This is a genomic window from Streptomyces odontomachicola (assembly GCF_039605595.1).
Taxonomy (GTDB): domain Bacteria; phylum Actinomycetota; class Actinomycetes; order Streptomycetales; family Streptomycetaceae; genus Streptomyces.
Window position 1 is genome coordinate 19,705 of record NZ_JBCFOK010000019.1, and the last position, 23,625, is coordinate 43,329.

General features: G+C 73.8%; 21 protein-coding genes and 2 tRNA genes. 13 read left to right on the forward strand and 10 right to left on the reverse strand.

From position 1 onward, the window contains the following. The first annotated feature begins 199 nt into the window (after positions 1-199). From ABEE00_RS29450 to ABEE00_RS29470, 5 genes are all read left to right on the forward strand, one after another. Entirely contained in the window at positions 200-460 is a 261-nt protein-coding gene (locus ABEE00_RS29450) for a hypothetical protein (RefSeq protein ID WP_345748776.1), read from the forward strand. 410 nt (positions 461-870) lie between these two features. Beyond that, entirely contained in the window at positions 871-2,256 is a 1,386-nt protein-coding gene (locus ABEE00_RS29455; protein ID WP_345748777.1) for a helix-turn-helix domain-containing protein, read from the forward strand. A 9-nt stretch (positions 2,257-2,265) separates the two neighbouring features. Next, entirely contained in the window at positions 2,266-2,868 is a 603-nt protein-coding gene (gene orn / locus ABEE00_RS29460; protein ID WP_345748778.1) for an oligoribonuclease, read from the forward strand. Between the two features lie 142 nt (positions 2,869-3,010). Beyond that, a tRNA-His gene (locus ABEE00_RS29465) sits at positions 3,011-3,083 on the forward strand. 191 nt (positions 3,084-3,274) lie between these two features. Further along, positions 3,275-3,853, forward strand: a complete 579-nt coding sequence (locus ABEE00_RS29470) for a DUF6069 family protein (protein WP_345748779.1) — start codon at positions 3,275-3,277, stop codon at positions 3,851-3,853. A 156-nt stretch (positions 3,854-4,009) separates the two neighbouring features. Here the strand turns inward: ABEE00_RS29470 and ABEE00_RS29475 are convergent, their stop codons facing one another. The 5 genes from ABEE00_RS29475 to ABEE00_RS29495 all read right to left on the reverse strand — a co-directional run bounded on the left by ABEE00_RS29475 (position 4,010) and on the right by ABEE00_RS29495 (position 9,507). Further along, positions 4,010-4,570, reverse strand: a complete 561-nt coding sequence (locus ABEE00_RS29475; protein WP_345748780.1) for a M23 family metallopeptidase — start codon at positions 4,568-4,570, stop codon at positions 4,010-4,012. Between the two features lie 191 nt (positions 4,571-4,761). Then, positions 4,762-5,829 (reverse strand): LacI family DNA-binding transcriptional regulator, encoded by a 1,068-nt coding sequence (locus ABEE00_RS29480; RefSeq protein WP_345748781.1) that lies wholly within the window; start codon positions 5,827-5,829, stop codon positions 4,762-4,764. A 302-nt stretch (positions 5,830-6,131) separates the two neighbouring features. Continuing rightward, positions 6,132-7,163, reverse strand: a complete 1,032-nt coding sequence (locus tag ABEE00_RS29485; protein WP_345748782.1) for a chitinase — start codon at positions 7,161-7,163, stop codon at positions 6,132-6,134. Positions 7,164-7,295: 132 nt separating this feature from the next. Then, the gene (locus ABEE00_RS29490) at positions 7,296-8,726 is read right to left on the reverse strand and encodes a sensor histidine kinase (RefSeq protein WP_345748783.1); all 1,431 of its coding nucleotides are present in this window, start codon (positions 8,724-8,726) and stop codon (positions 7,296-7,298) included. Positions 8,727-8,802: 76 nt separating this feature from the next. Then, complete coding sequence (locus ABEE00_RS29495) at positions 8,803-9,507, reverse strand: response regulator transcription factor (RefSeq protein WP_345748784.1); 705 nt, start codon at positions 9,505-9,507, stop codon at positions 8,803-8,805. Positions 9,508-9,539: 32 nt separating this feature from the next. On the opposite strand from ABEE00_RS29495, the gene ABEE00_RS29500 reads away from it, so the two are divergent. After that, positions 9,540-10,100, forward strand: a complete 561-nt coding sequence (locus ABEE00_RS29500) for a hypothetical protein (RefSeq protein ID WP_345748785.1) — start codon at positions 9,540-9,542, stop codon at positions 10,098-10,100. Positions 10,101-10,127: 27 nt separating this feature from the next. Here ABEE00_RS29500 and ABEE00_RS29505 read toward each other — a convergent pair whose 3' ends face one another. Both ABEE00_RS29505 and ABEE00_RS29510 read right to left on the reverse strand, forming a co-directional pair. Next, a complete protein-coding gene (locus tag ABEE00_RS29505) occupies positions 10,128-11,024 on the reverse strand; it encodes a spermidine synthase (protein ID WP_345748786.1) in 897 nt (298 codons plus the stop codon). A 100-nt stretch (positions 11,025-11,124) separates the two neighbouring features. Further along, entirely contained in the window at positions 11,125-11,532 is a 408-nt protein-coding gene (locus ABEE00_RS29510; RefSeq protein ID WP_451918692.1) for a hypothetical protein, read from the reverse strand. A gap of 176 nt (positions 11,533-11,708) precedes the next feature. Here ABEE00_RS29510 and ABEE00_RS29515 point away from each other — a divergent pair, with 176 nt between their 5' ends. Continuing rightward, a complete protein-coding gene (locus ABEE00_RS29515; RefSeq protein WP_345748787.1) occupies positions 11,709-13,181 on the forward strand; it encodes an NsdA family TPR-like regulatory protein in 1,473 nt (490 codons plus the stop codon). A 66-nt stretch (positions 13,182-13,247) separates the two neighbouring features. On the opposite strand, the gene ABEE00_RS29520 is transcribed toward ABEE00_RS29515, so the two are convergent. Then, a complete protein-coding gene (locus ABEE00_RS29520; protein ID WP_345748788.1) occupies positions 13,248-13,850 on the reverse strand; it encodes a histidine phosphatase family protein in 603 nt (200 codons plus the stop codon). Between the two features lie 265 nt (positions 13,851-14,115). Here ABEE00_RS29520 and ABEE00_RS29525 point away from each other — a divergent pair, with 265 nt between their 5' ends. The 6 genes from ABEE00_RS29525 (at position 14,116) to ABEE00_RS29550 (ending at position 19,914) form a co-directional block, all read left to right on the forward strand. Continuing rightward, positions 14,116-15,300 carry a hypothetical protein gene (locus ABEE00_RS29525; protein WP_345748789.1) on the forward strand — a complete coding sequence of 395 codons (1,185 nt, stop codon included), beginning with the start codon at positions 14,116-14,118 and terminating at the stop codon, positions 15,298-15,300. After that, positions 15,291-16,850 carry a hypothetical protein gene (locus ABEE00_RS29530; protein WP_345748790.1) on the forward strand — a complete coding sequence of 520 codons (1,560 nt, stop codon included), beginning with the start codon at positions 15,291-15,293 and terminating at the stop codon, positions 16,848-16,850. Before ABEE00_RS29525 ends, ABEE00_RS29530 begins: the two co-directional genes overlap by 10 nt. A 107-nt stretch (positions 16,851-16,957) precedes the next feature. After that, positions 16,958-18,322 (forward strand): AAA domain-containing protein, encoded by a 1,365-nt coding sequence (locus ABEE00_RS29535; RefSeq protein WP_345748918.1) that lies wholly within the window; start codon positions 16,958-16,960, stop codon positions 18,320-18,322. A gap of 114 nt (positions 18,323-18,436) precedes the next feature. Beyond that, positions 18,437-18,790 (forward strand): hypothetical protein, encoded by a 354-nt coding sequence (locus ABEE00_RS29540; RefSeq protein ID WP_345748791.1) that lies wholly within the window; start codon positions 18,437-18,439, stop codon positions 18,788-18,790. A 286-nt stretch (positions 18,791-19,076) separates the two neighbouring features. Beyond that, positions 19,077-19,850 (forward strand): hypothetical protein, encoded by a 774-nt coding sequence (locus ABEE00_RS29545; protein WP_345748792.1) that lies wholly within the window; start codon positions 19,077-19,079, stop codon positions 19,848-19,850. Then, a tRNA-Lys gene (locus ABEE00_RS29550) sits at positions 19,841-19,914 on the forward strand. Before ABEE00_RS29545 ends, ABEE00_RS29550 begins: the two co-directional genes overlap by 10 nt. 101 nt (positions 19,915-20,015) lie before the next feature. Here ABEE00_RS29550 and ABEE00_RS29555 read toward each other — a convergent pair. Beyond that, entirely contained in the window at positions 20,016-22,595 is a 2,580-nt protein-coding gene (locus ABEE00_RS29555; protein ID WP_345748793.1) for a GmrSD restriction endonuclease domain-containing protein, read from the reverse strand. After that, positions 22,592-23,434, reverse strand: coding sequence for a helix-turn-helix domain-containing protein (locus ABEE00_RS29560; protein WP_345748794.1), 843 nt, complete (start codon positions 23,432-23,434; stop codon positions 22,592-22,594). Before ABEE00_RS29560 ends, ABEE00_RS29555 begins: the two co-directional genes overlap by 4 nt. Positions 23,435-23,625 lie beyond the last annotated feature (191 nt).

The window sequence follows — 23,625 nt, forward strand, 5'->3', positions numbered from 1 at the left end:
CGTTGTGCAGGGCGTGCCAGCACCGCCCCCCGCGCCCGCAGCGCCGCGCCGCCGATCCCGCGGCCGCGGCACCTCCTCTCCCCCGGGCCGCTCCCGGCTCTCCCGGCGCTCCGTTCCCGCGGCGCGCTCCGCACACTCGGCACGCTCCGTGCACATCGCGCACTCCCCGCACACCTCTCACCCCTCTCCCCGCGACCCTGTGAGCGAGGTGGTCCGCTGGTGCGCGTTCAGCAGCGCACTCGTCCTGGTCGTTCTGCTGGTGTGCGGGTCATCGCCGATGGGTGCCTTCGGTACGTCGATCGGCCTGTGCGCCGTGACCGCCACCTGCCGTGCCCTGCTGCGCGAATCGGAGCGCGGCCGCGGGAGGAGCGCCGCCGAGGAGGCGGGGCCGCACCGCGGGCGGCACGGACGCACCGGAAGCGGCTCCCACCGGGGAGGCCGTCACCAGCGACAGCTGTGAGACGTGCCTCAACTGCGCCCCGGCGTACGGGAGTCGGCGAGGGTGTGCGCCCCCGCGGTGACCGAATCGCACATCTGCACCCCATCGTTTTCGGCCAACTTGCAGGCGAGTAGCGTTCCTTGCCGTGTCCCCTTCCCGACCCCCCTGCCACCTGGGAGGAAAGGACCGTCGGGCATGTGTGTGCCCTACGACGGTGGGGCAGGGACGGCTTGCGCACTTCCCAGCCGCGTCGCTGAGTGGAACGCTTCGTGATCGAATGCTTCACGCCAAGTTGCCTTATCGACATAGCGTCGGGTGCCGAACTTGTCCCGCTGACCTCATCCGACACAGTAGATTCGATCTTGGCTATCGCCGCGGGGGAGACGTGCAGGACCGATGAGGACGCGACGATTGAGGGGGGCTGACTTCCGGTGAGCGTTCCAAAGAGCCACGAGGACTCCACGAACGGCCCGGTGACGACCCGTAAGCTGGCCGCACGCCGCCGCCGCGAGATCGTGGCCGTGCTGCTCTTCAGCGGGGGTCCCATTTTCGAAAGCTCCATCCCGCTCTCCGTCTTCGGAATCGACCGGCAGGACGCCGGTGTTCCGCGCTACCGCCTTCTGGTGTGCGCGGGCGAGGACGGACCACTGCGCACGACCGGCGGGCTCCAGCTGAGCGCGCCGTACGGGCTCGAGGCCCTCTCCCGAGCGGGCACCGTCGTGGTGCCCGCCTGGCGCTCCATCACCCAGCCACCACCAGCGGCGGCCCTGGACGCGCTGCGCCGTGCACATGAGGAGGGGGCCCGCATCGTCGGGCTGTGCACCGGCGCGTTCGTCCTGGCTGCCGGGGGACTGCTGGACGGGAGGCCGGCGACGACGCACTGGATGTACGCGCCGACGCTGGCGAAGCGGTACCCGGCGGTGCACGTCGATCCGCGCGAACTCTTCGTGGACGACGGGGACATACTCACCTCGGCCGGCACGGCCGCCGGCATAGATCTCTGCCTTCACGTGGTCCGCACCGACCACGGGGCGGAGGCCGCGGGCGCCCTCGCCCGGCGGCTGGTCGTCCCGCCCCGGCGCGGCAACGCGGTGGAGCCCGGAGCACACGCGCGCCAGCTCGACCGCTCCTTACCAGAGGAGATCAGCTCGGACCCGCTCGCCGAAGTGGTGGCCTGGGCGCTGGAGCATCTGCACGAGCAGTTCGACGTCGAGACGCTGGCCGCGCGCGCCTACATGTCCCGCCGCACCTTCGACCGCCGTTTCCGCGCCCTCACTGGGAGCGCTCCCCTGCAGTGGCTGATCACGCAGCGGGTGCTCCAGGCGCAGCGGCTGCTGGAGACCTCGGACTACTCGGTGGACGAGGTCGCCGGGCGGTGCGGTTTCCGTTCGCCGGTGGCGCTGCGCGGGCACTTCCGGCGCCAGCTCGGTTCCTCGCCCGCCGCTTACCGCGCCGCGTACCGGGCGCGGCGTCCGGAGAGCGGCGGCGGGGATCCGGGCGGCGCCCTGCGCTCCGACCCCGCGGCGCCCCAGCCGGGGCGCGAGGGGCTGCCGCCGGTCTCCGGCGCGCTGGGGCCGCCACGGGAGAGGCCCGACCCCGGGAAGCCGGAGTCGGACGCCTACGCTCCGCGGCTGCCCGTGCAGCGGGGCCGCCGCGAGGGGCAGGAGCAGCGGGACGGCAGGGATTCCCGCGACGGCAGAGAGTCCCGGGACGGACGGGAGTCGCGTGACGGCAGAGAGGGCAGGGAGAGCAGACATCCGAGAGAGCTGCGGGAGCTGAGGGACCAGCGCGGTCAGAGCCCGGGCAGGGCGACGTAGGGTGACCGCATGAACGATCGCATGGTGTGGATCGACTGCGAGATGACCGGGCTCTCGCTGTCCGACGACGCGCTCATCGAGGTGGCGGCCCTGGTCACCGACTCGGAGCTGAACGTGCTCGGGGAGGGCGTGGACATCGTCATCCGACCCCCGGACGGGGCGCTGGACGCGATGCCGGAGGTGGTGCGCGAGATGCACACCGCCTCCGGCCTGCTCGAGGAGCTCGACGGGGGGACCACACTGGCCGAGGCCGAGCGTCGGGTGCTGGAGTACATCCGCGAGCACGTGGCGGAGCCGGGCCGCGCCCCGCTGTGCGGCAACTCGGTCGGCACCGACCGCGGCTTCCTCGCCCGGGACATGCCGGCCCTGGAGAAGCACCTGCACTACCGCATCGTGGACGTTTCCTCGGTGAAGGAGCTCGCCCGCCGCTGGTATCCGCGGGCGTACTACAACAGCCCGGAGAAGAACGGGAATCACCGGGCGCTCGCGGACATCCGCGAGTCCATCGCGGAGCTGCGCTACTACCGCGAGGCCGTCTTCGTGCCCGAGCCCGGACCCGACTCGGACACCGCGAAGGGCATCGCGGCCCGGCACGTGCTGCCCCCGCAGTGATCCTCCGGTGACCCCGGGGTGAACTCCCCGCCCCGGCGGCCCCGAAGGGGGCCGCCGGGGTCAGGTACAGAACCTGTGCGCGAGCACCCCCGCGGACCCTGTATAGTTTTCTTCGGCCGGACGGGAAACCGCACCGGTCGTGGTGGATGTAGCTCAGTTGGTAGAGCACCTGGTTGTGGTCCAGGAAGTCGCGGGTTCAAGTCCCGTCATTCACCCTCGTCGAGAAGGCCCTCTCCCGGGACACTGGGAGGGGGCCTTCTGTGTTGTCCGCTGCGGGTGGGTTCTCTGCCCCGGGCGAGTGACCGGGGGCCGCCATTGGCACAGCGGAGCACTGTGTGCGGATGCATGTGCGGCGGTACCCGCTGAGCCTTGGAGGATCCAGCGCCGAGCGGGAGGACGGCCACCCATGGACGGACAGCCTTACCGGCAGTCGTACGGGCAGCAGTACAACCAGGGCCAGGGGCAGGGCCGGGACCCCTACGGTCAGGGCCCTTACGGGGACGATCCCTACGGGTACGGCCCCTACGGGCGTGACCCCTACGGCAGGGGGCCGCGGCGCCGGGTGGCGGCGGGTCGGCTGTGGGCGGGCGGGGTGATGACCGCCGTGGTGGCGGCGCTCGCCTCGTTCGTCGCGCTGATGCTGGTGCGCGGCGTACTGCACATTCCGGTGTTCGCCCCGCAGAAGCACGGGACCCTGGTGCCGGCGACCTCCGGGACGCTGGCCGCGGGGGCCGCGGCCGCGGCGCTGGTGGCGACGCTGGTGCTGCATCTGCTGATGGTGTCCACGCCGCAGCCGGAGCGGTTCTTCGGCTGGATCGTGGGGCTGGCCACGGTCGCGGTGATGCTGCTCCCCTTCACCTCGTACACGAGCTGGCCCTCGAAGATCGGGACCGCGGCCGTGTACCTGGTCATCGGGCTGGTGATCGGCTCGCTGCTCACGGCCGTGGGGCGCGGGGCGAGCGACGACGGGGGGTACTACGACTGACGGGGCCGCTGCGGCCGAGGGGATCACCGCGACCGGGGGTCGCTGCGGCTGACGGGATCGCTGCGGCTGAGGGGGCGGCGCCGGGCGTGGCCCCCGATACCCGTGGCCCGCCCGGCGCCCCTCGGCCCGCCCGGAGGCGGGAGGCGTGCGGCGTCCTCACAGCAGCCGGACGCCCTTGCGCGCGAGGTAGCTGACGGGGTTGATGTCCGAGCCGTAGCCGCGCTTGGCGCGCACCTCGAAGTGCAGGTGCGGTCCCGTACTGCGGCCGGTGTTCCCGGACTTGGCGATGCGGGTGCCGACGCCCACCCGCTGCCCCTTGCGCACGCCGAGGCGCGAGAGGTGGGCGTAGAGCGTGTATCTGCCGTCCCGCATGTGAATGGTGACGGCCTTGCCGTAGTCCCCCGAGCGGCCGGAGAAGACGACCCGGCCCGCGCCGACCGAGCGGACCGGGGTGCCGGACCGTACGGCGAGGTCGATGCCGGTGTGCCTGCCCCCCGCGTAGTTCCCCTTGACCCCCCAGCGTTTGCTGATGCGGTGCTTGCCGAACAGCGGTGTCGTCCAGGCTCCCGCCCTGGGTTCGGCCTGCTGCCCCTCCCGCGGTGCGGTGGCGGCCGGTGCGGCGGCCTCTGCCGCCGGGGCCGCCGTGCCTATGAAGAACGCGGCGGCGAGTGCTCCGGTGCTGGCTATGCGCGCTATGTGCGTCGTTTGCGAGGTCATACCAGTGAAGGAGAAAACAGCGACTCACCGGCCGCACCCGGGCGCCCTCCGGTGGAGTGAGGCGTACCCCTGGGGGCCACACCCCGTAAGGGCCAGGCCCTGTGAGGGCCCCGCCCTGTGAGGGCCCCGTCAGGGTCGTCGGGGCCCGTGAGGGTCCCATCAGGGGCCCGAGAGGCCCCCGGAGAGCCCCCTCAGGAGGAGCCGCGCCGCACCAGCGAGGTCGGCAGCACCCGGCCGGGGGGCGCGGGGAGCGGCGCCCCAGTGCCATTCTCCCGCTGGGCCTCCATGAGTTCGAGCAGCATCCGGGCCATCTCGCGGCCCATGTCCTCGATGGGCTGGCGCACCGTGGTGAGCGGCGGGTCCATGTGCCGGGCCACCGCGGAGTCGTCGAAGCCCACCAGGGCGACGTCGCGCGGGACTTGGAGCCCGGCCTCGCGCAGCGCGATCCTGGCGCCGGCGGCCATGACGTCCGAGGCGCAGAAGACCGCGTCCGGCAGCGGGCCGCAGGAGAGCAGCCTGCGCATGGCCGCGTGGCCGCCGCGCTCGGTGAAGTCGGCGTGCGCGATGAGCCGTTCGTCCTCGGCGACGCGGAGCCCGGCCTCGCGCAGCGCGGCACGGTAGCCGTCGAGCCGGCACTGCGAGACGTACATGTCCATCGGACCCGTGATGGTCGCGACCCTGGACCTGCCGCCCGCGAGCAGGTGCCCGGCGGCCAGGCGCGCGCCGCCGAAGTTGTCGGAGTCGACGAAGGGCAGCGGCTCGGCCTCCGTACGGCGCCCGCCCAGCACCGCCGGCATGCCGGTGCCGCGCAGGAGGTCGGGCAGCGGGTCGCCGGTGTGGACCGAGACGAGCAGCGCGCCGTCCACGCGGTGCGCTGCGGCGTACTGCACGAAGCGGTCGCGTTCGCGCTGGTCGCGCACGAGGGTGAGGAGCAGTTGGAGGTCGTTTTCGGCGAGTTCGCCGCTGACACCGCGCAGCATTCCGGAGAAGTACGGCTCGGCGAACAGCCTCGACTCCGGCTCCAGCACCACCAGCGCGATGGCGTCGGCGCTGCCGGCCGCGAGGGCCCTGGCCGCGCGGTTGGGCACATAGCCGAGCTCGGCGACGGCCTCCTGGACGGCGGCGCGCGTGCGGTCGCTGACCCGCGGCGAACCGTTGACGACCCGGGACACCGTGCCCCGGCCCACCCCCGCGCGTGCGGCCACCTGCTCCAGCGTGGGCCCCGGTCTCCCGGCGCGCCGGGAACGAGCTGCGGCCATGTCCGCCTCCCCTGTCGAACGTCCTGAATCATTCAACTACACCGCATTGTGCGTGAGTTGCGACCGGTCGCTTGACAGTGCTCCGCACCCTGTGCACTGCGCCCGCACACGGGCCCGCGCACAAAAGGGGGCGGGGCACAGCGGGTGGGGGAATGGATGCCGCTGTGCCCCGCCGGGTTCCCGGGGTACGGGGAAGCCCCCGGGCGTGGGGGGTGGTCCGCGTGGGGGGGGTGGGGTCCTGAGGGGCCCTAGGGGGCGGCGCCCCCTAGGGGTGGGGGTCCCCTCAGGGAGTCAGGGGCGGGTCAGCCGGTGAACGCCTTGGTGAAGGCGCCGGCGCCCTGCTCGATGCCAGAACAGGTCGGGTCCGCCTGGTCCTTGGAGCCGCCGGGGCACGCCTTGTCGCGGGTGGCCGACCACATGGACAGCCCGCCGAGGCCCTTCTGGTCGGCGAACTTCTTGACCTGCTGGGCGTCGTCCGTCTTGAACACCTCGCCCTTCACGTCGTTGACGCCGATCATCGGGGTGAGCCCGACGGCCTTCCACGCCGCCGCGTCGCTGCCGAGGCCGAGCGCCTTCTTGACCTGCTTCTGCGAGGCGGTGGCGGCCTTGGTCGCGTAGGTGCCCATGTCGCCCTTGTAGTTGGGCCCGTAGTCCATGGCCATCAGGTTGACCTGGCTGACCTTCACGCCGTTCTGCTTGGCGTTCTCCAGCAGCTTCACGCCGTCCTGGGTCAGGCCCTCGGGCAGCACCGGCAGGGTGAAGTGGACGTCGAGGCCCTTGTGGGACTTCTGGAGCGCAGCGATGGCCTTGGCGCGCTTGGTGTTGGCCGCGGTGTCCGGGAGGGCCGCGCCCTCGATGTCGAAGTCGGCCTTCTTGAGCTTGAAGCCGTCGATCACCTTCCCGTACGCCTTCTCGAGCTCGGCGGCCGAGCCGCAGGAGAGGCCCAGCTCCGAGCCGTTGGCCCCGCCGAAGGAGATCCGCACGTCGCCGCCCTTCGCGCGCAGCTTGCCGATCTGCTTGGCCACGGGGTTCTCGGACGGGTTCTGGGCGCCGCCCCACTTCGGGCTGCACCCGCCGCCGCCCGTGATGAAGCCGAGGTTGTACTCCTTCACCCCGGTCTTCCCCGCGTTCCCGACCAGGTCGTACGAGGGCTGGAGCGAGGTGTCCACGTACGGCGCGAAGGAGCTGCCGGCCTGCGCGGCGCCCTCCTCGCCCGCGGTCGCGTTGCCGGCCAGCAGGAAGCCGCCGGAGGCGACGACGGCCGCGGCCGCGACGGCGCCCGCGGCCTGCGCCTTGCGGCTGGTACGGCGGCGGTGTGCGGCGTTGTTGCTCATCGCAGTGCTGCCTCGTTCTGTGGGGGTGTGGGTGAACGAGCAGCACGCTAGCGATGCCGAAACGGGCGTTCTTCGCGTTCCGGGTGGTCACCGCGATCCTTAGGCTTCGCTTAAGGACCGCATCGGCGTCGCTTAGTGAGGGGGCACGCGTTCCGCGCTGTGACCGCCGGTACGGGGCCGTCGCCGCCGCGCCATGCGGTGACGGACACGTTCCCTGCGCCGCTCACCGCCGTGCCGCGCGAGCCACATCCGTACCTCCGTACCCCCCAGCACCGACCGCCCCAACCGCACGTCGCCGCCGGTCGATTCGGCCACCCGGCGCACGATGTCCAGGCCGAGTCCTGTGGACCCGGGGCCGCCGTCGCCGTGCCCGCGCCGCAGCGCCGCGTCGGGGTCGGCGATGCCCGGGCCCGCGTCGGAGAGCAGCACGATCACGGCCTCGGCCGCGTCGTGCACGTCCACCGAGAAGCCCACGCCCTCGGGGGTGTGCCGGAACACGTTGCCCAGCATCGCGTCGAGTGCGGCGGCCAGTTCGGCGCGGGCCACCGGCACCCGTACCGTCCGGTCCACGCCAGCGACCCGCACCTCGCGGCCCTCGTCCTCGGCGAGCGCCGACCAGAAGCCCATCCGCTCGCGGATCACCTCGGCCGCGTCGCACCCGGACACGGCGTGCGCGCCGGGCGACTGGGCGCGCTGCTCCCGCGCCGTGCGGATCACCTGGTCGACCTCGCCCTCCAGCTTGGCCACGGCCTCGCGGGTCTGCTCGGCAGCGTCGCCCTCGCCGAGCGAGGCCGCGTTCAGGCGCAGCACCGTCAGCGGCGTACGCAGCCGGTGCGAGAGGTCGGCCGCCAGCTCCCGCTCGTTGGCGAGGAGTTGGACCACCTGGTCGGCCATCGAGTTGAAGGCGATGGCGGCGGAGCGCAGCTCGGTGGGCCCCTCCTCGGAGACCCGTACGCCGAGCCGCCCCTCCCCCAGGTCGTTGGCCGCCCCGGCGAGGCGCTCGGCCGGCCGCACCATCCGCGTGCCGAGCCGGTCGGCGACCGCGACCGAGCCCACGATCAGCGCGAGCCCCACCCCGGCGAGGATCAGCCAAGCGGTGGTGACCCCGTTGGTGATCTCGTCGTCAGGCACGAACACCTCGACCACCGCGACCTGCCCGCCCGCCAGCGCGATCGGCTGGAGCAGCGCGAAGCCGCCGTCCACCGGCACCTGCGAGGCGCGGGCCACCTGCTGCGCCCTGCGCAACTGGGCCTCGGGGGCGCGGCCGTGGCCCACCTCGACCGCCGACTGGCCGCGACCGCCGGCGCCGCCTTCGCCGCCGCGCGGCACGTGCACCGCGATCCGCCCGTCGGCCCCCGCCTCGGTGCTGGCCACGGCGCGGCTGAGCTGCTTCTGGTCGGTGGTGATGGCGAGCGCGGGGCCCACGGCCGACGCCTGCCGCTCCGCGTTGGAGAAGGCGCGGTCGCGCGCGGTCTCCTTCACGACGAGGGCCAGCGGTACGGCGAAGGCCACCACCACCATGACGGTCACGGCGAGGCACACCTTCACCAGTGCCCATCTCATGCGGAGCGCTCCGGATCACGCGGGCGCCCCGGCACCGCGCCGCGTCCCCCAGCGCGCGCTCTCACAGCACGCGCTCTCACAGCGCCGGCTCCGGCGGAGCCTCCAGCTTCACGCCGACGCCGCGCAGCGTGTGCAGGTAGCGGGGGCTGGCCGCCGTCTCGCCCAACTTCCGGCGCAGCCAGGAGAGGTGGACGTCGATGGTCTGGTCGTCGCCGTAGGACTGCTGCCACACCTCGGCGAGCAGTTCGCGGCGCGGCACCACCACCCCTGGCCGCCCGGCGAGGAAGGCCAGCAGGTCGAACTCGCGGCGGGTGAGGTCCAGCAGCTCGCCGTCCAGCTCGGCGATCCGGCGCAGCGGGTCGATCGCGATCCCGCCGACCCGCAGCACGTGGTCCCCGGCGCCGCCGCCCGCGGTGCCGCCCCGCGCGCGGCGCAGCACGGCGGCCAGCCGCGCCGAGAGGTGCTCGACCGAGAACGGCTTGACCAGGTAGTCGTCCGCGCCGTCGTTGAGCAGCCGGACGATCTCCGTCTCCTCGTCCCGCGCGGTGGCGATGATCACGGGCACGTCGGTGATCCCGCGCAGCATCTTCAGCGCCTCGGCGCCGTCCAGGTCCGGCAGCCCCAGGTCGAGGATGACGACGTCGAATCCGACCTGAGTCACCTCGCGCAGCGCCTCCAGCGCGGTGCCCACGCTGCGTACGGTGTGGGACGCGTCCGTGAGGTGGCGGATGAGGGCGGAGCGTACGAATTGGTCGTCCTCGACCACGAGCACACTTGCCATGAGCGGCACCGTACGCCATTAGGGTGAGCCAGATGCAACGACGACGTCTGGTGCACGCGGGCGCGTGGACCCTGGCCACAGGGGCCGCGGTCACGCTCTCGTGGTGGGGCGTGCACACGGTGCTGGCCGGCACCGCGTACGACCCGCCCCGCGCGCTCCCGGTGTCCGACGGCCCGAGTCAGACCGCCGAACCGGAGGTCTCCTCCACGCACAGGCCCAAGCCGTCGTCCCCCTCCCCCACCCCGTCCAAGCCCGCCACCGGGCACAGCGAGTCCTCCCGCGCGCCCTCGAGCGACGGCGGGAAGAAGGACGGCACGCCCACCCCGCGCAGCTCCCGCGACAGCGGGAAGAACAAGGCGTCCGCCTCGGGATCGGTGCGCGGCGAGGCGGTGAAGGGCGGCCGCGCCGTGTTCGACATGCGCGCGCACTCGGCGTCCCTGGTCTCCGCGACCCCCAACGCCGGGCACGACATGCAGATCTGGAAGACCCCGGAGTGGATCAGGGTGACGTTCACCTCGGGCGACGGCGGCTCGTCCACGCTGTTCTGCCGCTGGGACAACGGCGCGCCCCACATCGAGAAGTTCGACGGCTGACCCGCGGTACGGCGGTGCGGGCCGGGCTCAGCCGAAGGCCCCCGGCGGCGGCGCGGGCGAGTCCTCGGCCGCCGCGTCCGTGACCGGCCGCGCCCCGGCCGCGAAGTCGCGGAGCGCGCCGCCGTGCTCCACCCGCGCGTGCGCCGGGTCGCCCGCGGCCCGCCGGGTCAGCCCGGCCACCGGCAACTCGCCGTCGGAAGCGGCCAGTACGCCGTTCCCGAAGCGCTTCCCGCGCAGCACCGCAGGCTCGGCGATCAGGCACAGCTCACCGAACACGGCCCCCGCGGTGGCCACTTGGGCGCGCAGATGCGCGAGCGGCGGGCCCTGGGGGCGGCCGCCGGGGCGCGGGCCGTCGGTGATGTTCGCCGCGTACAGCCCGCCGGGCCGCAGCGCGGCGCGCACCTCGCGCAGGAACTCCACGCTGGTCAGATGCGCCGGTGTGCGGGCGCCCGCGAACACGTCCGCGATCACCAGGTCCGCCCAGCCCTCCGGCACCTTGCCGAGCCCCTCGCGCGCGTCGCCGCCGTGCACCTTGATCCGCCACCCCTTCTCCAGGGGCAGCCGCTCGCGCACCAGTCGGGTGAGCCGCGCGTCGGCCTCCACCACGCGCTGCGTGGAGCGGGGCCGGGTCGCGGCGACGTACCGCGCGAGCGTCAGCGCGCCGCCGCCGAGGTGCAGCACCCGGAGCGGCTGCCCCTCGGGTCCGGCGAGGTCGGCCAGGTGCCCGAGCCGCCGCTGGTAGGAGAAGTCCAGGTACGCCGGATCGTCCAGGTCCACGTGGGACTGGGGCGCGCCGTCCACGGTGAGGGTCCAGCCGCGCGGCCTGTCCGGGTCGGGCAGCAGCCGCGCGAACCCTCCGTCCACCTCGGCGCCGCACTCCTCGCGCGCCGTGTCACCGCCGCCGCGCTCTCTTTTCCGTCCCACGCGGTCCAGTATCGCGTGGCGGGACAGCACGAGACGGACCGGTGTGCCCGCACCCGGTCCTCGTACCCGCTCGGCTGCCCGCTCCCGTACGGCGGCGCCCTCAGCGGCAGCGGTCGAGCGCCTCGATGATGCGGCGCGCCTCGCCCAGCGCCGCGCGCAGCCGGTTCGGTTCGGTGGCCCGTACATAGGTGCCGTCCGGCGGGACCAGCCAGCCGGTGCCCGCCACGGGCGGATCGCCCTGCCCGGCGCCCCGCAGCGGGCCGAAGGTCTGGGTGCAGGCGCTGCCCGGGAGGTCCCAGCCGTCGGCGGTGCCGGGCGGTACGAGGAAGCCGAGGGTGTCGCACGCGCCGTCGTGCAGCACGGGCCCGACGCCCTCGCGGAGACGCAGGATGTCGACCGCCTCCAGGCCCTGCCGGGCGGGCACGGTGACCAGGTCGCACGGTTCCGGCACGGCCCGGGAATCCCCGGGGCCCCTCACGGCGCCGGTTCCTACCCCTGTATGCAACATAGGGCGCTCCTCCGAACTGCTCCGGTGGTTGTAGGGAGTTCAACGCCCTTCCCTGTCAATGGCTACGGCGGCAGAACGCCGCAAAGGATGGCACTTCATGGCAGATCCGAGGTGAGACATCCCTTTTGTAGCCAAATCCCGGATGCGGCCCACATCTCAGCCGGTACCGTCCCGGCATGGCGTCGTCACCATCTGCGTCACCGGAGCCGCAGGAACCACGCCGGGCGGCGGGGGCCCCCGAATCCGGCCCCAACACCGCCTTCCGCAGGCTGCGCGGCTCGCTGTCACCCGGCGAGTTCGCCGCCTCGGTACGCCGGGCCGCGCGCGAGATCGGCGAGAAGGTCTCCTGCGACGCCCGGTACGTGGGCCGCGTGGAGGCCGGCGAGATCCGCTGCCCCAACTACGCCTACGAGCGGGTTTTCCTGCACATGTTCCCCGGCTACTCGCTCTCCGACATGGGCTTCGCGCCACGGGAGGCCGTACGCGGCCGCTCGGCGCGCACCCGGGAGAGGGCGGCGGCACCGGCGCCGGCGTTCGACGCCGGCTTCGCGCTGCCGCGGCCACCGCTGCGCCGTACGGGGCCCGGCTCCGGCGGCGGCCACCAGCACTGCACCGACTGTTCCGAATTCGACGAGGAGAGCGACGTGCTACGTCGCGCGTTCATGACCGGCGGCTCCGCCGCCCTGGCCGCCGGTGCGCTCGGCACCGCCCCGGCGTACGCCGTCACAGGTCCCACCGCCGTACGCGGCAGGGCGGGCGCCTCCGAGGCCACCGCCCTGGAGAAGGCGGTGCGCCACATCCGGGTGCTCGACGACCGGCACGGCGCCGACACCCTCTACCGCAGGGCGGGCCAATCGCTGCGCGCGGCACAGGAGTTGCTGGACGGCGGCACCCGGCACCGCGCCGTCGCCGAGCGCCTGCACTCCGGCGCGGGCGAACTCGCCATCTCCGTCGGGTGGCTGGCCCACGACTCGGGGCGGTTCGACGACGCGCGCTCGCACTACGCCGAGGCGCTGGCCACCGCGCGCGTCGCGGCCGACCCGGCGCTGGAGGCGCACGCGTTCTGCAACACCGCGTTCCTGGCCAGGGACGCGGGCCGCCCGCGCGAGGCGGTGCGCGCCGCGCAGGCCGGGCAGCACGCGGCGAAGCAGCTCGGCTCGGACCGGCTGCTGGCGCTGCTCGCACTCCGCGAGGCGGGCGGCTGGGCGGGGCTCCTGGACAGGCCCGGCTGCGAGCAGGCGCTGGGCCGCGCACGCGCCCTCTTCGAGCGCGGGCCCTCGGACGCCGACCCGGAGTGGATGACCTTCTTCGGCGAGGCCGAGCTGGAGGGCCTGGAGGCCCAGTGCTGGTCGGCCCTGGGCTGCTGGCACAACGCGGCGGAGCACGCGCGCGGCGCCGTCCGCCTCCAGGACCCGCACTTCGTGCGCAACAGGGCGCTGTTCACCGCGGAGTTGGCGGACGACCTTGCCTGCGCGGGGAGGCCGGACGAGGCGGCGCACGAGGGCTCGGGCGCGCTGGCGCTGCTCGGCCCCGTCCAGTCCAGCCGCATCCGGGGCATGCTGGCCCGCACGGCACGCCGCCTCCGCCCGTACGCGGAGGAGGACCCCACGGTCCGCGACTTCCTGACCCGCATGCCGCGCACGGCATAGCCCCGTACGGCCTGAGCAGCGAGACCGGCGGGCGGCCGGAGCGCGAAGCTCACCAGGCGCGCCCCCTCAGTCGAGGTGGCCCGTGTCGTTCCAGCGCTCGATCGCCGGGTCCCCGTACGCCCAGCCCAGGACGGACAGGGAGGCGGGGGCCAGCTTCATGCGGGCCGCGAAGGCCGGGTCGTAGCCGAGCCAGCGCGCGCACAGCACCCGCAGCACGTGGCCGTGCGCGAACACCATCGCGTCGCGGTCCGGCTCGGACCGCGCCCACTCCACGACCTCGTCCATGCGCGCGGCGACCGAGGACAGCGCCTCGCCGCCCTCGACGCCGTCGCGCCAGATGAACCAGTCCTGACCGGCGCGCTCCCTGATCTGCTCCGGGGTGAGGCCCTCGTACGCGCCGTAGTCCCACTCCTGGAGCACGTCCCAGGTCCGCGCGCGGTCGCCGCCGAAGCCCGCGATGTCGCAGGTCTCGCGGGCGCGGGAGAGCGGGCTGGTGCGCACCTCGACGCCCTCCAGGCCGTTCCACGGCGCGTTGTGCAGCCGCTCGCCGAGCAGCTTGGCCGCCCTGCGCCCCTCGTCCAGCAGGGGGATGTCGGTACGGCCTGTGTGCTGACCGGTCACGGACCATTCGGTCTGCCCGTGCCGGACCAGCAGGATGCGCGCTGCCATGGAAGAACCTCTCCGGCGTACTCGTCACTGCTGTGCTCTTCGTTCCGCGTTCCATCCTGGCGCAAAGCTTCTGCGCTCAACCTTCCGGGGTGCCCTTCGCGCCCTTCAGGCGATTTGCGCCGTACATCCAGTTTGCTCCCCGAGGGCCGCGGGACAAGCCGGTACGCCGTACGGGCGCTGTGCGGGCACGGCACACGGATGTCGGTGCCGGATGCAAGACTTCGCGGCGTACTCACGCACCGCAGACCCCGCGAGGCCACAGCCGATGTCTCCTTCACCCGGTCCCTCCGGACTGCGCCGGCGGCTCGCCGAGCTGCGCGGCGGGCCGGAGACGCGACCGCGCCCGCTCGACGCCCGCGCCCTCGCCGCACTCGCCGCCAACCCGGGCTGCCACCGCCGCGCCCTGCTGGACGGCGCGGGCGTGGACAAGGCCGCGATAGCGGAACGGCTGGGGGCGCCCGCGCCGTTCGGGCAGTCCCAGTTCGCCTTCGTACGCGGCAACGCCTTCGAGGCGCGGGTCAAGAAGGACGGCGGCGCCGAGCTGATCGGGCTGCTGTGCGCGCGCACCGGCGAGGAGCGCCCCGAGCCCGAGGACGTGGCCGTGCCGGAGCTGACCGCCGACGGCCCGGCGGGGCGCACGGAGCGCACCCGGCTGGCGTTGCGGGAGGCCGCGGAAGCCGGCGGCTGGGCACTGCTGGACCACCCGATGCTGGCGCTGGACGTGGCCGGGTCCACGGCGTATCTGGAGCCGGACGCGCTGGCCGTGCATCCGGACGGGACCTGCACGGTGCTGGAGATCAAGTCCTTCCCGGTGCTGGACGGTTCGGCCGACCCCGCGAAGGTCGGCGCGGCGGCACGGCAGGCGGCGGTGTACGCACTGGCGCTGGAGGACCCCGCGGCGCGGCTCGGCGTGCGGGTCGCCGCGCGCGCCCTGCTGGTGTGCCCCAAGGACTTCTCCAACCTGCCCACCGGGGCCCTCGTCGACCTGCGGAAACAGCGCGCCGCGACGCTGCGGCAGCTCACCAGGCTCACCCGCGTCGAGGAGATCGCCGCGGCCCTGCCCGAGGGCACCACCTTCGACACGGAGCAGTCACCGGGGGAGCTGACGGCCGCGGTGGAGTCGGTGCCGGCGGCGTACGCGCCGGAGTGCCTGTCGAGCTGCGAGCTGGCGTTCCACTGCCGGGCCAGGGCGCGCGAGACCGGCGACGTGCAGGTGCTGGGCCGCGGCGTGCGCGGCGAGCTGGGCGCGCTGACCACGGTGGAGGAGGTGCGGGCCGCGGCACACGCGCCGGAGCCGGAGCCCGGGCCCGATGACGCGGAGGCTCCCGAGGACCCCGCGGCCGCCATGCTGCGGCGGGCGGCGGCGCTGCGGGCCGAAGCGCTGGCGGCGGCTAAGGCGGACGAGGACACCGGGGCTTCCGGAGACGCGAGGGAGACGCCATGTCACTGATGTCCGTGCTCGCGCGGATGGACGCGGCCGCGGCGGGCCGCGCGCAGCCCGCTGCCACCGTCCGCCACCGGCACCTCGCCGAACGCCCGCTGGTGCTCGTCCCGTTGACCACAGCCGGCGAGACCGGAGCGCCGCTGGGCGCCATGCTCGGCACCGACCCCGAGGCGCCGGTCACGCTGGTGGTGCCGCAGCCCCGCGACCGCGACCTGCGCTTCGCCTTCCTGTCGAGCCTCGCCGACGTACTGCTGCCGCACCTGGAGTCGGCACAGGACGACGTCGAGTACGAGGAGCGCAAGGAGAAGGACCCCGAGACCGGCAAACAGACCACGGTCCAGGCCGAACTGTGCGCCGACGCGCCCCAGTTGCTCGTCCCCAACCGCCCAGCGGCCGACTTCGTACGCCTCATCGGGCGCTCCACCCGCTTCCGGCGCACCGCGGAGGACGATCCGGAGGCGGCGCATCCGGCGCCCCCGCGCGTCCCGCTGCTGGGGCGCTGGCTCTCGCAGTACGGGGAGCGGGCGCGGGTTCCCGGGTCCTGCCTGCTGCTGACCATGACCGAGCTGCTGACCAGGCACTGGGCCACGGGCCAGAGCCAGTTGGAGGACCAGCACCTGCCCTCGCTGCTCGCCTGGATCGACCCGCCCGAGGGGCTGGGCGGCGCCGAGGCGGCGCTGCGTGCCGAGACCGGGCGGGACGCGGAGGGCCAGCTCCTGGTGCCGCCGGCAGGTCCCGCCACCGACCCGGCATTCGACAACAGGCTGCTCGCCCCCGCCATCGAGGCGTACGACGCCGGGCTGCCCGGCGCCGAGGAGCGCATACACGAGCTGATCACCTCCCAGCTAGCCCCCACCTGGCGCGACATGTGGCGCGGCATCGAGCTCCTGCGCTCCCTCCCCGAGGGCGGCAGGGTGGCCGAGCGCTGGAAGCGCGACCGCTGGTCCTACACCGCGCACCGGGACCGCCTCCGCGCGGGCGAGCCCCCGCAGCCGCGGCTGGACGACGCGGTGACCGCGGCGCAGAAGCTGGCGGGCCGCGAGCTGGCGCAGGCCAGGCTGGAGGCGCACGAGGCGCTGGACGATCCGCTGGCGATGGCCGCGCGGAGGCTGGCCGGGCAGGCGTTCGCCGGTGAGGTGACCGATGTGGAGATGACCTGGTCGGAGGGGAAGCGGCCGATGCCGCGCCCGCTGGTCACGGTGCGGACGGCCGACGAGCCGCAGCTCTCCCCCGGCGCGAAGGTCTACCGGGCGCTGCCCGAAGGGGCCCAGCAGGCGGCCGAGTTCGTGGAGTCCCCCGAGCAGGGGCTGCTCACTCTGCGCGTGGTGAACGGCATGGGGCGCGGCAAGGAGCCCGCGCCCGGCACCGTTCCCGCGAGGGGCGAGGCGGTGTGCTGGACGCTGTTCGAGCACGCGCCCCGCGGCGGCCCCGGGCTGCCCGCGCCGGAGGACACGCCCTGGACGCACGGCGGCCCGCCCGAAACGGCCGCCGCGCAGGACGAGTTGCCGCCGCCGGCCGAGCCGCCCGACCCGGTGACGGCGGAGGACCTGCTGTGAGCGAGCACCGCGTGGGCGCGCACCCTGTGACGGAGGACCCCTTGAGCACCACGGAGCCCGGCGGCCTCGCGCCGGACGCCCCCGCCCCCGCCCCCGCCGGCCCCGGTATCGAGGCGCCGGACGCCCCCGCCGACGCCGCCACCGCCCGGCACCCCGACCCCGGCGGCGCGGCCGACCGTGCCACGGCGGCCATCCTCGACAGCACGCTGAACGGCACCGAGCGCGGCGTGGTGGTGGACTCGCCGCCCGGCGCGGGCAAGTCCACGCTGGTGGTGCGCGCGGCCCGCGAACTCGCCGCCGCCGGGCACCGGCTGATGATCGTCGCGCAGACGAACGCGCAGGTCGACGACCTGGTCGACCGCATCGCCAGGGCCGACCCGGAGCTGCCGGTCGGCCGCCTGCACAGCAGCGACCCGCACCCGTACGACCCGGTGCTGGACGGTCACCCCTCCGTCACCCCCTCCGCCAAGCCCGCCGACCTGGCGGAGCTCCCGATCGTGGTGTCCACGGCGGCGAAGTGGGCCTGGGTGAAGCCCGACGAGCCCTGGCCGTACGCGATCGTCGACGAGGCGTATCAGATGCGCTCCGACGCCCTGCTCTCCGTCGCGGGGCTCTTCGAGCGCGCCCTGTTCGTGGGCGATCCGGGGCAGCTCGACCCGTTCAGCCAGGTCGGCGCCGAGCAGTGGGCGGGGCTCTCGTACGACCCCTCGGCGAGCGCCGTGTCCGCGCTGCTCGCGCACAATCCGCGGCTGCCCCAGCACCGGCTGCCGGTCTCCTGGCGGCTGCCCGCTTCGGCGGCGCCGCTGGTGTCCGCCGCGTTCTATCCGTTCACGCCGTTCCACAGCGGCACGGGTCCTGGCGACCGCGCGCTCTCCTTCGCCGGGCCGGCGGACGGCTCTCCCGCCGACCGGGTCATCGACGAGGCGGCGGCCTCGGGCTGGGGCCTGCTGGAGCTGCCCCACCGGCACACCCCGCGCACCGACCCGGAGGCGGTGGCCGCCGTCGCGCAGGTCGTGCACCGGCTGCTGGCCCGCGAGGGCAGCACGACGGACGAGCGCTCCGACGCGCCCGCTCCGCTCACCGCCGAGCGCGTCGCCGTGGGCACGGCGCACCGCGACCAGGCCGCGGCCGTACGGGCCGAGCTGGCCGCACTGGGCGTCGAGGACGTCACCGTGGACACCGCGAACCGGCTCCAGGGCCGGGAGTTCGACGTCACGGTCGTGCTGCACCCGCTCTCCGGGCGGCCGGACGCGACGGAGTTCCACCTGGAGACGGGGCGGCTGTGCGTGCTGGCCTCGCGGCACCGGCACGCGTGCGTCGTGGTGTGCCGCGCGGGCGTCCCCGAGCTGCTGGACGACCACCCCGCGACGGAGCCGGTCCAGCTCGGCGTGACCGTGAAGTTCCCCGACGGCTGGGAGGCCCATCAGGCGGTGCTCTCCCACCTCGCCGCGCACACCGTGCGCACGCCCTGATCCCCGCGGGGATCCCGTACGCCCCTGCCGTCCCACGCGTTCCCGTGCCCCGGCGGGGTGCGGCGGGTACCCCGCACAATGGAAGGCGGCCCCGAAGCACCTGGAGGTAGTCCGATGTCCGAGCCGAGTCCGGACCCGCGCGGCGTGCCGCGCTTCCGGCGGCCAGCGCCCCTGCTCTTCGAGCCCGCCGAGGCCGCCGAGGGTGAAGGACAGTTCTTCGGCCTGGAGTCGATAGCCGACCCCCGGGAACTCCTCGGCCGCTCCACCGAGCTGGCCCTCGCCTTCCGCTCGGCGTCCGACCGCGCCATGGAGTTCCAGGCGATCGCCGCCGCGCAGCTCGCCGACCCGAAGCGCTTCGACCGGCTCTCGGACGCGGCCATCGCCGACCGCGGCGGCTGGACCGAGTCCTACGCGCGCAAGATGATCGAGTTCGGCCGCAAGCTGATCGCGGACCGCAGGACGGACTGAGGGCGGCTGAGGCGGCCGCGGTACGGGGGCGAGCGGGGGTCCGGGGCGGACGCGGGGCCAGGCGGAGGCGGGTCCAGGGCGGAAGCGGGTCCGGATTCGGGCTCGGGTGCGGGTGCGGGTGCGGGTGCTGCGCGAGAGGCGCGGTCTCCCGACGTACCCGGAGTAACCCCTCGGGTCCTGCCCCTCTGGCATATCCCGGGCAGAAGGTACCCGACGCCTCTCCGCGCTGTCCCCGTTTCCGGCATTCCCCGGAAACGGAACGCCCGCCTTCGCTACCTCTATACGCATGAGCGACTGGCAACGGCAGACCGCGCACCCCACCCGCCTCCGCCTCCCCGGCACGGGACGGGCTCCCGCGGGCCCGGCGCACCCGCACCGCGGGGCACCGCCCGCCTCGGGCCCGGCCCGGGTCACCCTCGCCGGCGCGGACTGGCTCGCCTCGGCCAGCGACTTCCCGCGCAGCGTGCACGCGCTGTGGCACCTGCGCCCCTCCGCGCCGAGCGTGCTGCCCTGCGGCACCGCGTTCGACGTGATCAGCACCGCGCCGCTGTTCGGCCGCCACCTCCTCGACCGCCTCTGGTCGGCGGGCCCGGGCAGCGGCCCCGTCGCCGTGCACCGGGACCGCACCCTGCTGTTCGCGGCCCCCGGCACGGCGGACCGGCTCCCCGCCCTGCTCGACTGGGAGGAGTGGCACGACCCGGCGCCCGACGGGTCCGGCGGGGTCGACGGGTCCGGCAGCGGGGCTCGCGAGTCCGGGCGGGCCGGGGCGGACGGGTACGGGACCGGCCCCGCGCTCCCCCAGCTCCTCTGCCACGGCCGCGGCGACGCGGTCACCATCCCGGCGCTGCACCCCGCGGATCCCGCACCCGCCACGTCCCGCTGGGTGGTGGCCCCCGACGTGCGGCATCCCTGGCTGCCGGGCCCCGACGTACTGCTCTGGGCCTGCATCCGCACCCAGCGCGCCGTCCGTGCAGGTCGGGCCGGGCAGGAGCGCGGACAATCGATTTTCACAACAGCGGAGAGCGATGCTAAGGTCTACGACGTCAGCGGGCGCCGCTAGCTCAGTTGGTTAGAGCAACTGACTCTTAATCAGTGGGTCCGGGGTTCGAGTCCCTGGCGGCGCACAGACACACCGGAGGCCCCTCGCGAGAGCGAGGGGCCTCCGGTGTTTTCGCATGCGGCCCGCATGACAGCTCAGCTCGCTGCCGTACGCGCCCCTCGCCCCTCAGTCGGTCGCCACCGCCCGGTCGCGGAACCACGCCAGTGTCTCCAGCAACACGCGCCGGTTCCCCTCGTCGGCCAGCACGGTCAGCGGGACGGTGGGGCGCAGGGCGAGCTTCCCCTCCGGAATGCCGACGCCCCTCATGCGGTTCAGCCGCTGCCGCAGGTCCTCACGGAGCGCCGGGTCGGTGAAGGGCTCGCGGGCCGCCAGATGCTGGAAGACGATCTCGAGCCCGCCGCCTCGGCCCGTACCCGGCACGATGCTCAGCGGCCAGATCTCCCCCGTACGCGGACGGTCCAGCATCAGTGAGGCGCTGACGTACGTCTTGCCGAAGCCGTACCCGACGGAGCCGCCGGCCGACTCCCAGAATCCGAGAAGCTCCCGGACGGCAGCGGTCTCCTCCTCGCCGTTGTCCGCCTCCAGCTGCCGGCGGAAGCGCGCCCGGCGCTGCTCCCAGCCGTCCGCCGGACCGGCTTCGGCGTCCGCCGACAGCCGACGGTCCCCTTCGTCGAGTTCCTCGCTGCCCTGCACACCCGCCAGCGCGCTCAGGTCCTCGGCCGTGAGGCGCTGGGACGGCAGCGCCGTACCGGCGTCCGTGAACTCGACGCCCTCCTTCGCGAGGAGTCCGTACACATCCGCGTCGCTGCCGTCCAGCCACCGGAAGCCCTCGGGCACCCGGCCTTCAGCGGTGAGGACCCGGTGGGCGTTGAAGACGCCCTTGGTGTGGACGAGGTGCCGGCCCACCGCCTGGGCGCTCGACCCCACCAGTGCCGCCAGATCGCCGTACGTCGTCCACATGCCGTCCGGCAGTGCGGCCAGCACCTGGTGCAGGTGTTCCCAGTCGCGTCCGCGTTCCACCCGGGACACCCTCGTCACCGGAGCAGGCCACAACTCGATCGCCCGCTGGGCCAGTTCGTCCGCACGCGCCTGGATCTCCGCCGCGCCCCAGCGGTCCGTGGCGGCGATGGAGCGGTTGAGCTCCAGGTGGCTGGCCGCGAACAGGTCCTTCTTGCGGTCGAAGGGGTTGTTGGACAGCTGCGAATTCACCGCGGTCAGGGTCGGGTTGCCCACCGTGTGCACCAGTCGGGCGTGCAGGTCCTCCGGCGTCTCGCCCTCGTCGCACTCGGCCGCCAGCCCCTCCAGCCACTCACGTCCAGCGGACTGCGGCATCACGTGCTCGACCGTCAGGCCGGCACGCTCGAAGTCGACCGGCTCCGGGTGGTCGTGGCTCTCCTCCAGGCGCCGGAGAACGAAGCTCCGCTGATGAGCGCGGCCCCGCTGGTAGAAACGCCCCCGGCGCATCTGGTCGCGCAGGTCCTCATCGCCCGGCCAGAACCGCCGCTCGGCCGAGAGCAACTGCCGGAGCCCGTCGGCCGGTCCGGCGTCCCGCGGGAGCTGTCCCGGTGCGGCTTGGAAGATCCGGTTGAGGTTGTTCGTGGGAATCCAGCAGATCATCCGCCGTACGAGGAAGCTCTCGACATAGGAGAGGCCACGGGCGACTTCGGCGCTGTCCGCCGTGCCCGCCTCCCGCATCTCCAGCAGCAGCATCACCACCGGGTGAGCGACGCTCGCCTGCCACTCCCGCAACCGCCGCAGCCCCGCGCGGACTTCGGGGTCCTCCTCGGTCTCCGGCGTGAGAATCCTCTTCAGGAAGGCGGCGCGGCGGTACAGCTCCCCCACGTACGCCTCGACGGCCGCCTCGTCGGCGCCCTCGCCCTCGAAGCGGGCCTGCTGGGCGGCGTAGAGGTCCTGCCTGCGCACACGGTCGTCGCCGCCGAGCACGAGCTGGAGCCACATCAGGTGCTCCAGGTTCTCGTTGCTGAACATGTTCTGCAGCGGCAGCCAGTACGTCTCGTACACGAATTCGCCGCGGTGTCCGAGCTTCATGAACAGGTAGTTGCGCAGCAGGTCGGCCTGGCTGAGCTTGAGGCCCGTGTTGTTGAGCGATGCGAAGATGCGGTGGACGTTGTCGTCCTGCCCGGCAGTGATCGCCACGAAGGTGAGCCGGGAGACTATCGCCTGCTCGATGCGGGCGATGTCGTACGGCTCGGCCGGGTCCTCCTCCGCCTCCACCAGCTTCGTGCGGAAGAACCGGTATGTGCCTCCGATCCCGTCGCTGCCCCCACCGCCCGCGTGCGTGCCACGGACGAACTCGGCATAGTGCTCGCGGTCCGCCTGGGTCGGCAGGAGCCGGAAGTGATCGACGCCGCCGTTCTCCTTGTTGACCAGGTATTTGTCGTCGATGCGCTTGCGGGCGCCCGGGTCCCGATCGGCGAGGTGGTCGCGGATCGCGGCGAGCGCGAGGGAGAGCGTGGTCAGCCGCTGCTGTCCGTCCACCACGATGTACCGGGGAAAAGCGACCTCGGTATGGGGCGAGGGCGCGAACACGAGGGACCCGAGGAAATGCGTCGTGCCCTTCGTGCCCTTCCTGTCCTCCTCCAGCAGCCGGGCCTGGTCGAGGATGTCGCTCCACAACTGCGCGAGCTGCTTGGTGGTCCAGGAGTAGGTCCGCTGATAGAGCGGAATCTGGAATTGCTGATTCCGCTGCATCAGGCCCGCGAGGCACATCTCGTCCGCCTTCATTCACCGCCCCCTGCATGGCGCTCGTACATACGTCGAAGAGCCGGAAAGCTGTGGGGCACCTTACGGCGGCAGTCGCGGCACCGGCCCGCCTCCGGTGCGCGGAAGGCGCGTTCGCAGCCGTCGCAGGTTTGGAGTGGGGGTGGGAGTTGTACGGGGCGCGGGTGATTGTCGGCTGGTGGGAGGGCCGGTGGGAGCCAGTGGGTGAGGCGGTACGACAACAGGGCTGCCGGGCGGCGGATCACCCCAGCGGGCAGGTCGGCGGCGAGCGTGCGGGCGGCGTCCTCGGGCGGCACCCCGCGCGCGAACCATGCGGCGGCCGCCGGGGCGAGGCGCCGGATGTCGTGTTCGCCGAGCAGCAGCCGCGGGTCGCGGCCTCGGAGGGAGGCGAGGAGCGCGGTGGCGGGCGGGCTTACGGGTACGGGGTCCGGCTCGGGGGTCGGTGCGGGTTCCCTTACGGGGGCGGGCGCGGGCTCCGGGGCGGCGGCGCACGGGGGCTTGTCGTACGAGACGGTGCGGGTGATGCAGCGGCCCGCGCTCGTGCGTTCGCGTACGCGGGCGAGGTAGCCGCAGCGCTCCAACTCCCGCAGTGCGCGCGCGATGGCGACCTCTCCCTCGCGGAAGCGGGAGGTCAGGCACTTGATGCTGACGACGGCGCCGTCGGGCAGGGACTGGATGTGGACGGCCAGGCCGATGGCGGTGAGGGAGAGTTCGCGGTGCTGGGCGAGGTGGTTGCCGACCACGGTGAAGCGTTCGGTGTGGCGGTGCCGGATGTGGGTGACTCCGGCGCGGGGAAGGGGGTGTTGGGCGCGCGCGTGCGCGTTAGAGTGCTGGTCAGCCATCGGGAAGGGCCTTGTCTTCCTCGGTGGTCAGGCCCTCGTTCGGGATGCCAGTCCCGGCGGGGGCCGTCGCATGTTCGGTTGTGGTGGTCGAGGTGAGAGTAGGCGACAACTGGCCGCAGGCGAGCGGCTGTTCGCCAACGCCACCCGTCCGGGTGAGCCGAACCGGGTTTGGGTTGGGAGGGTCCTCTCCC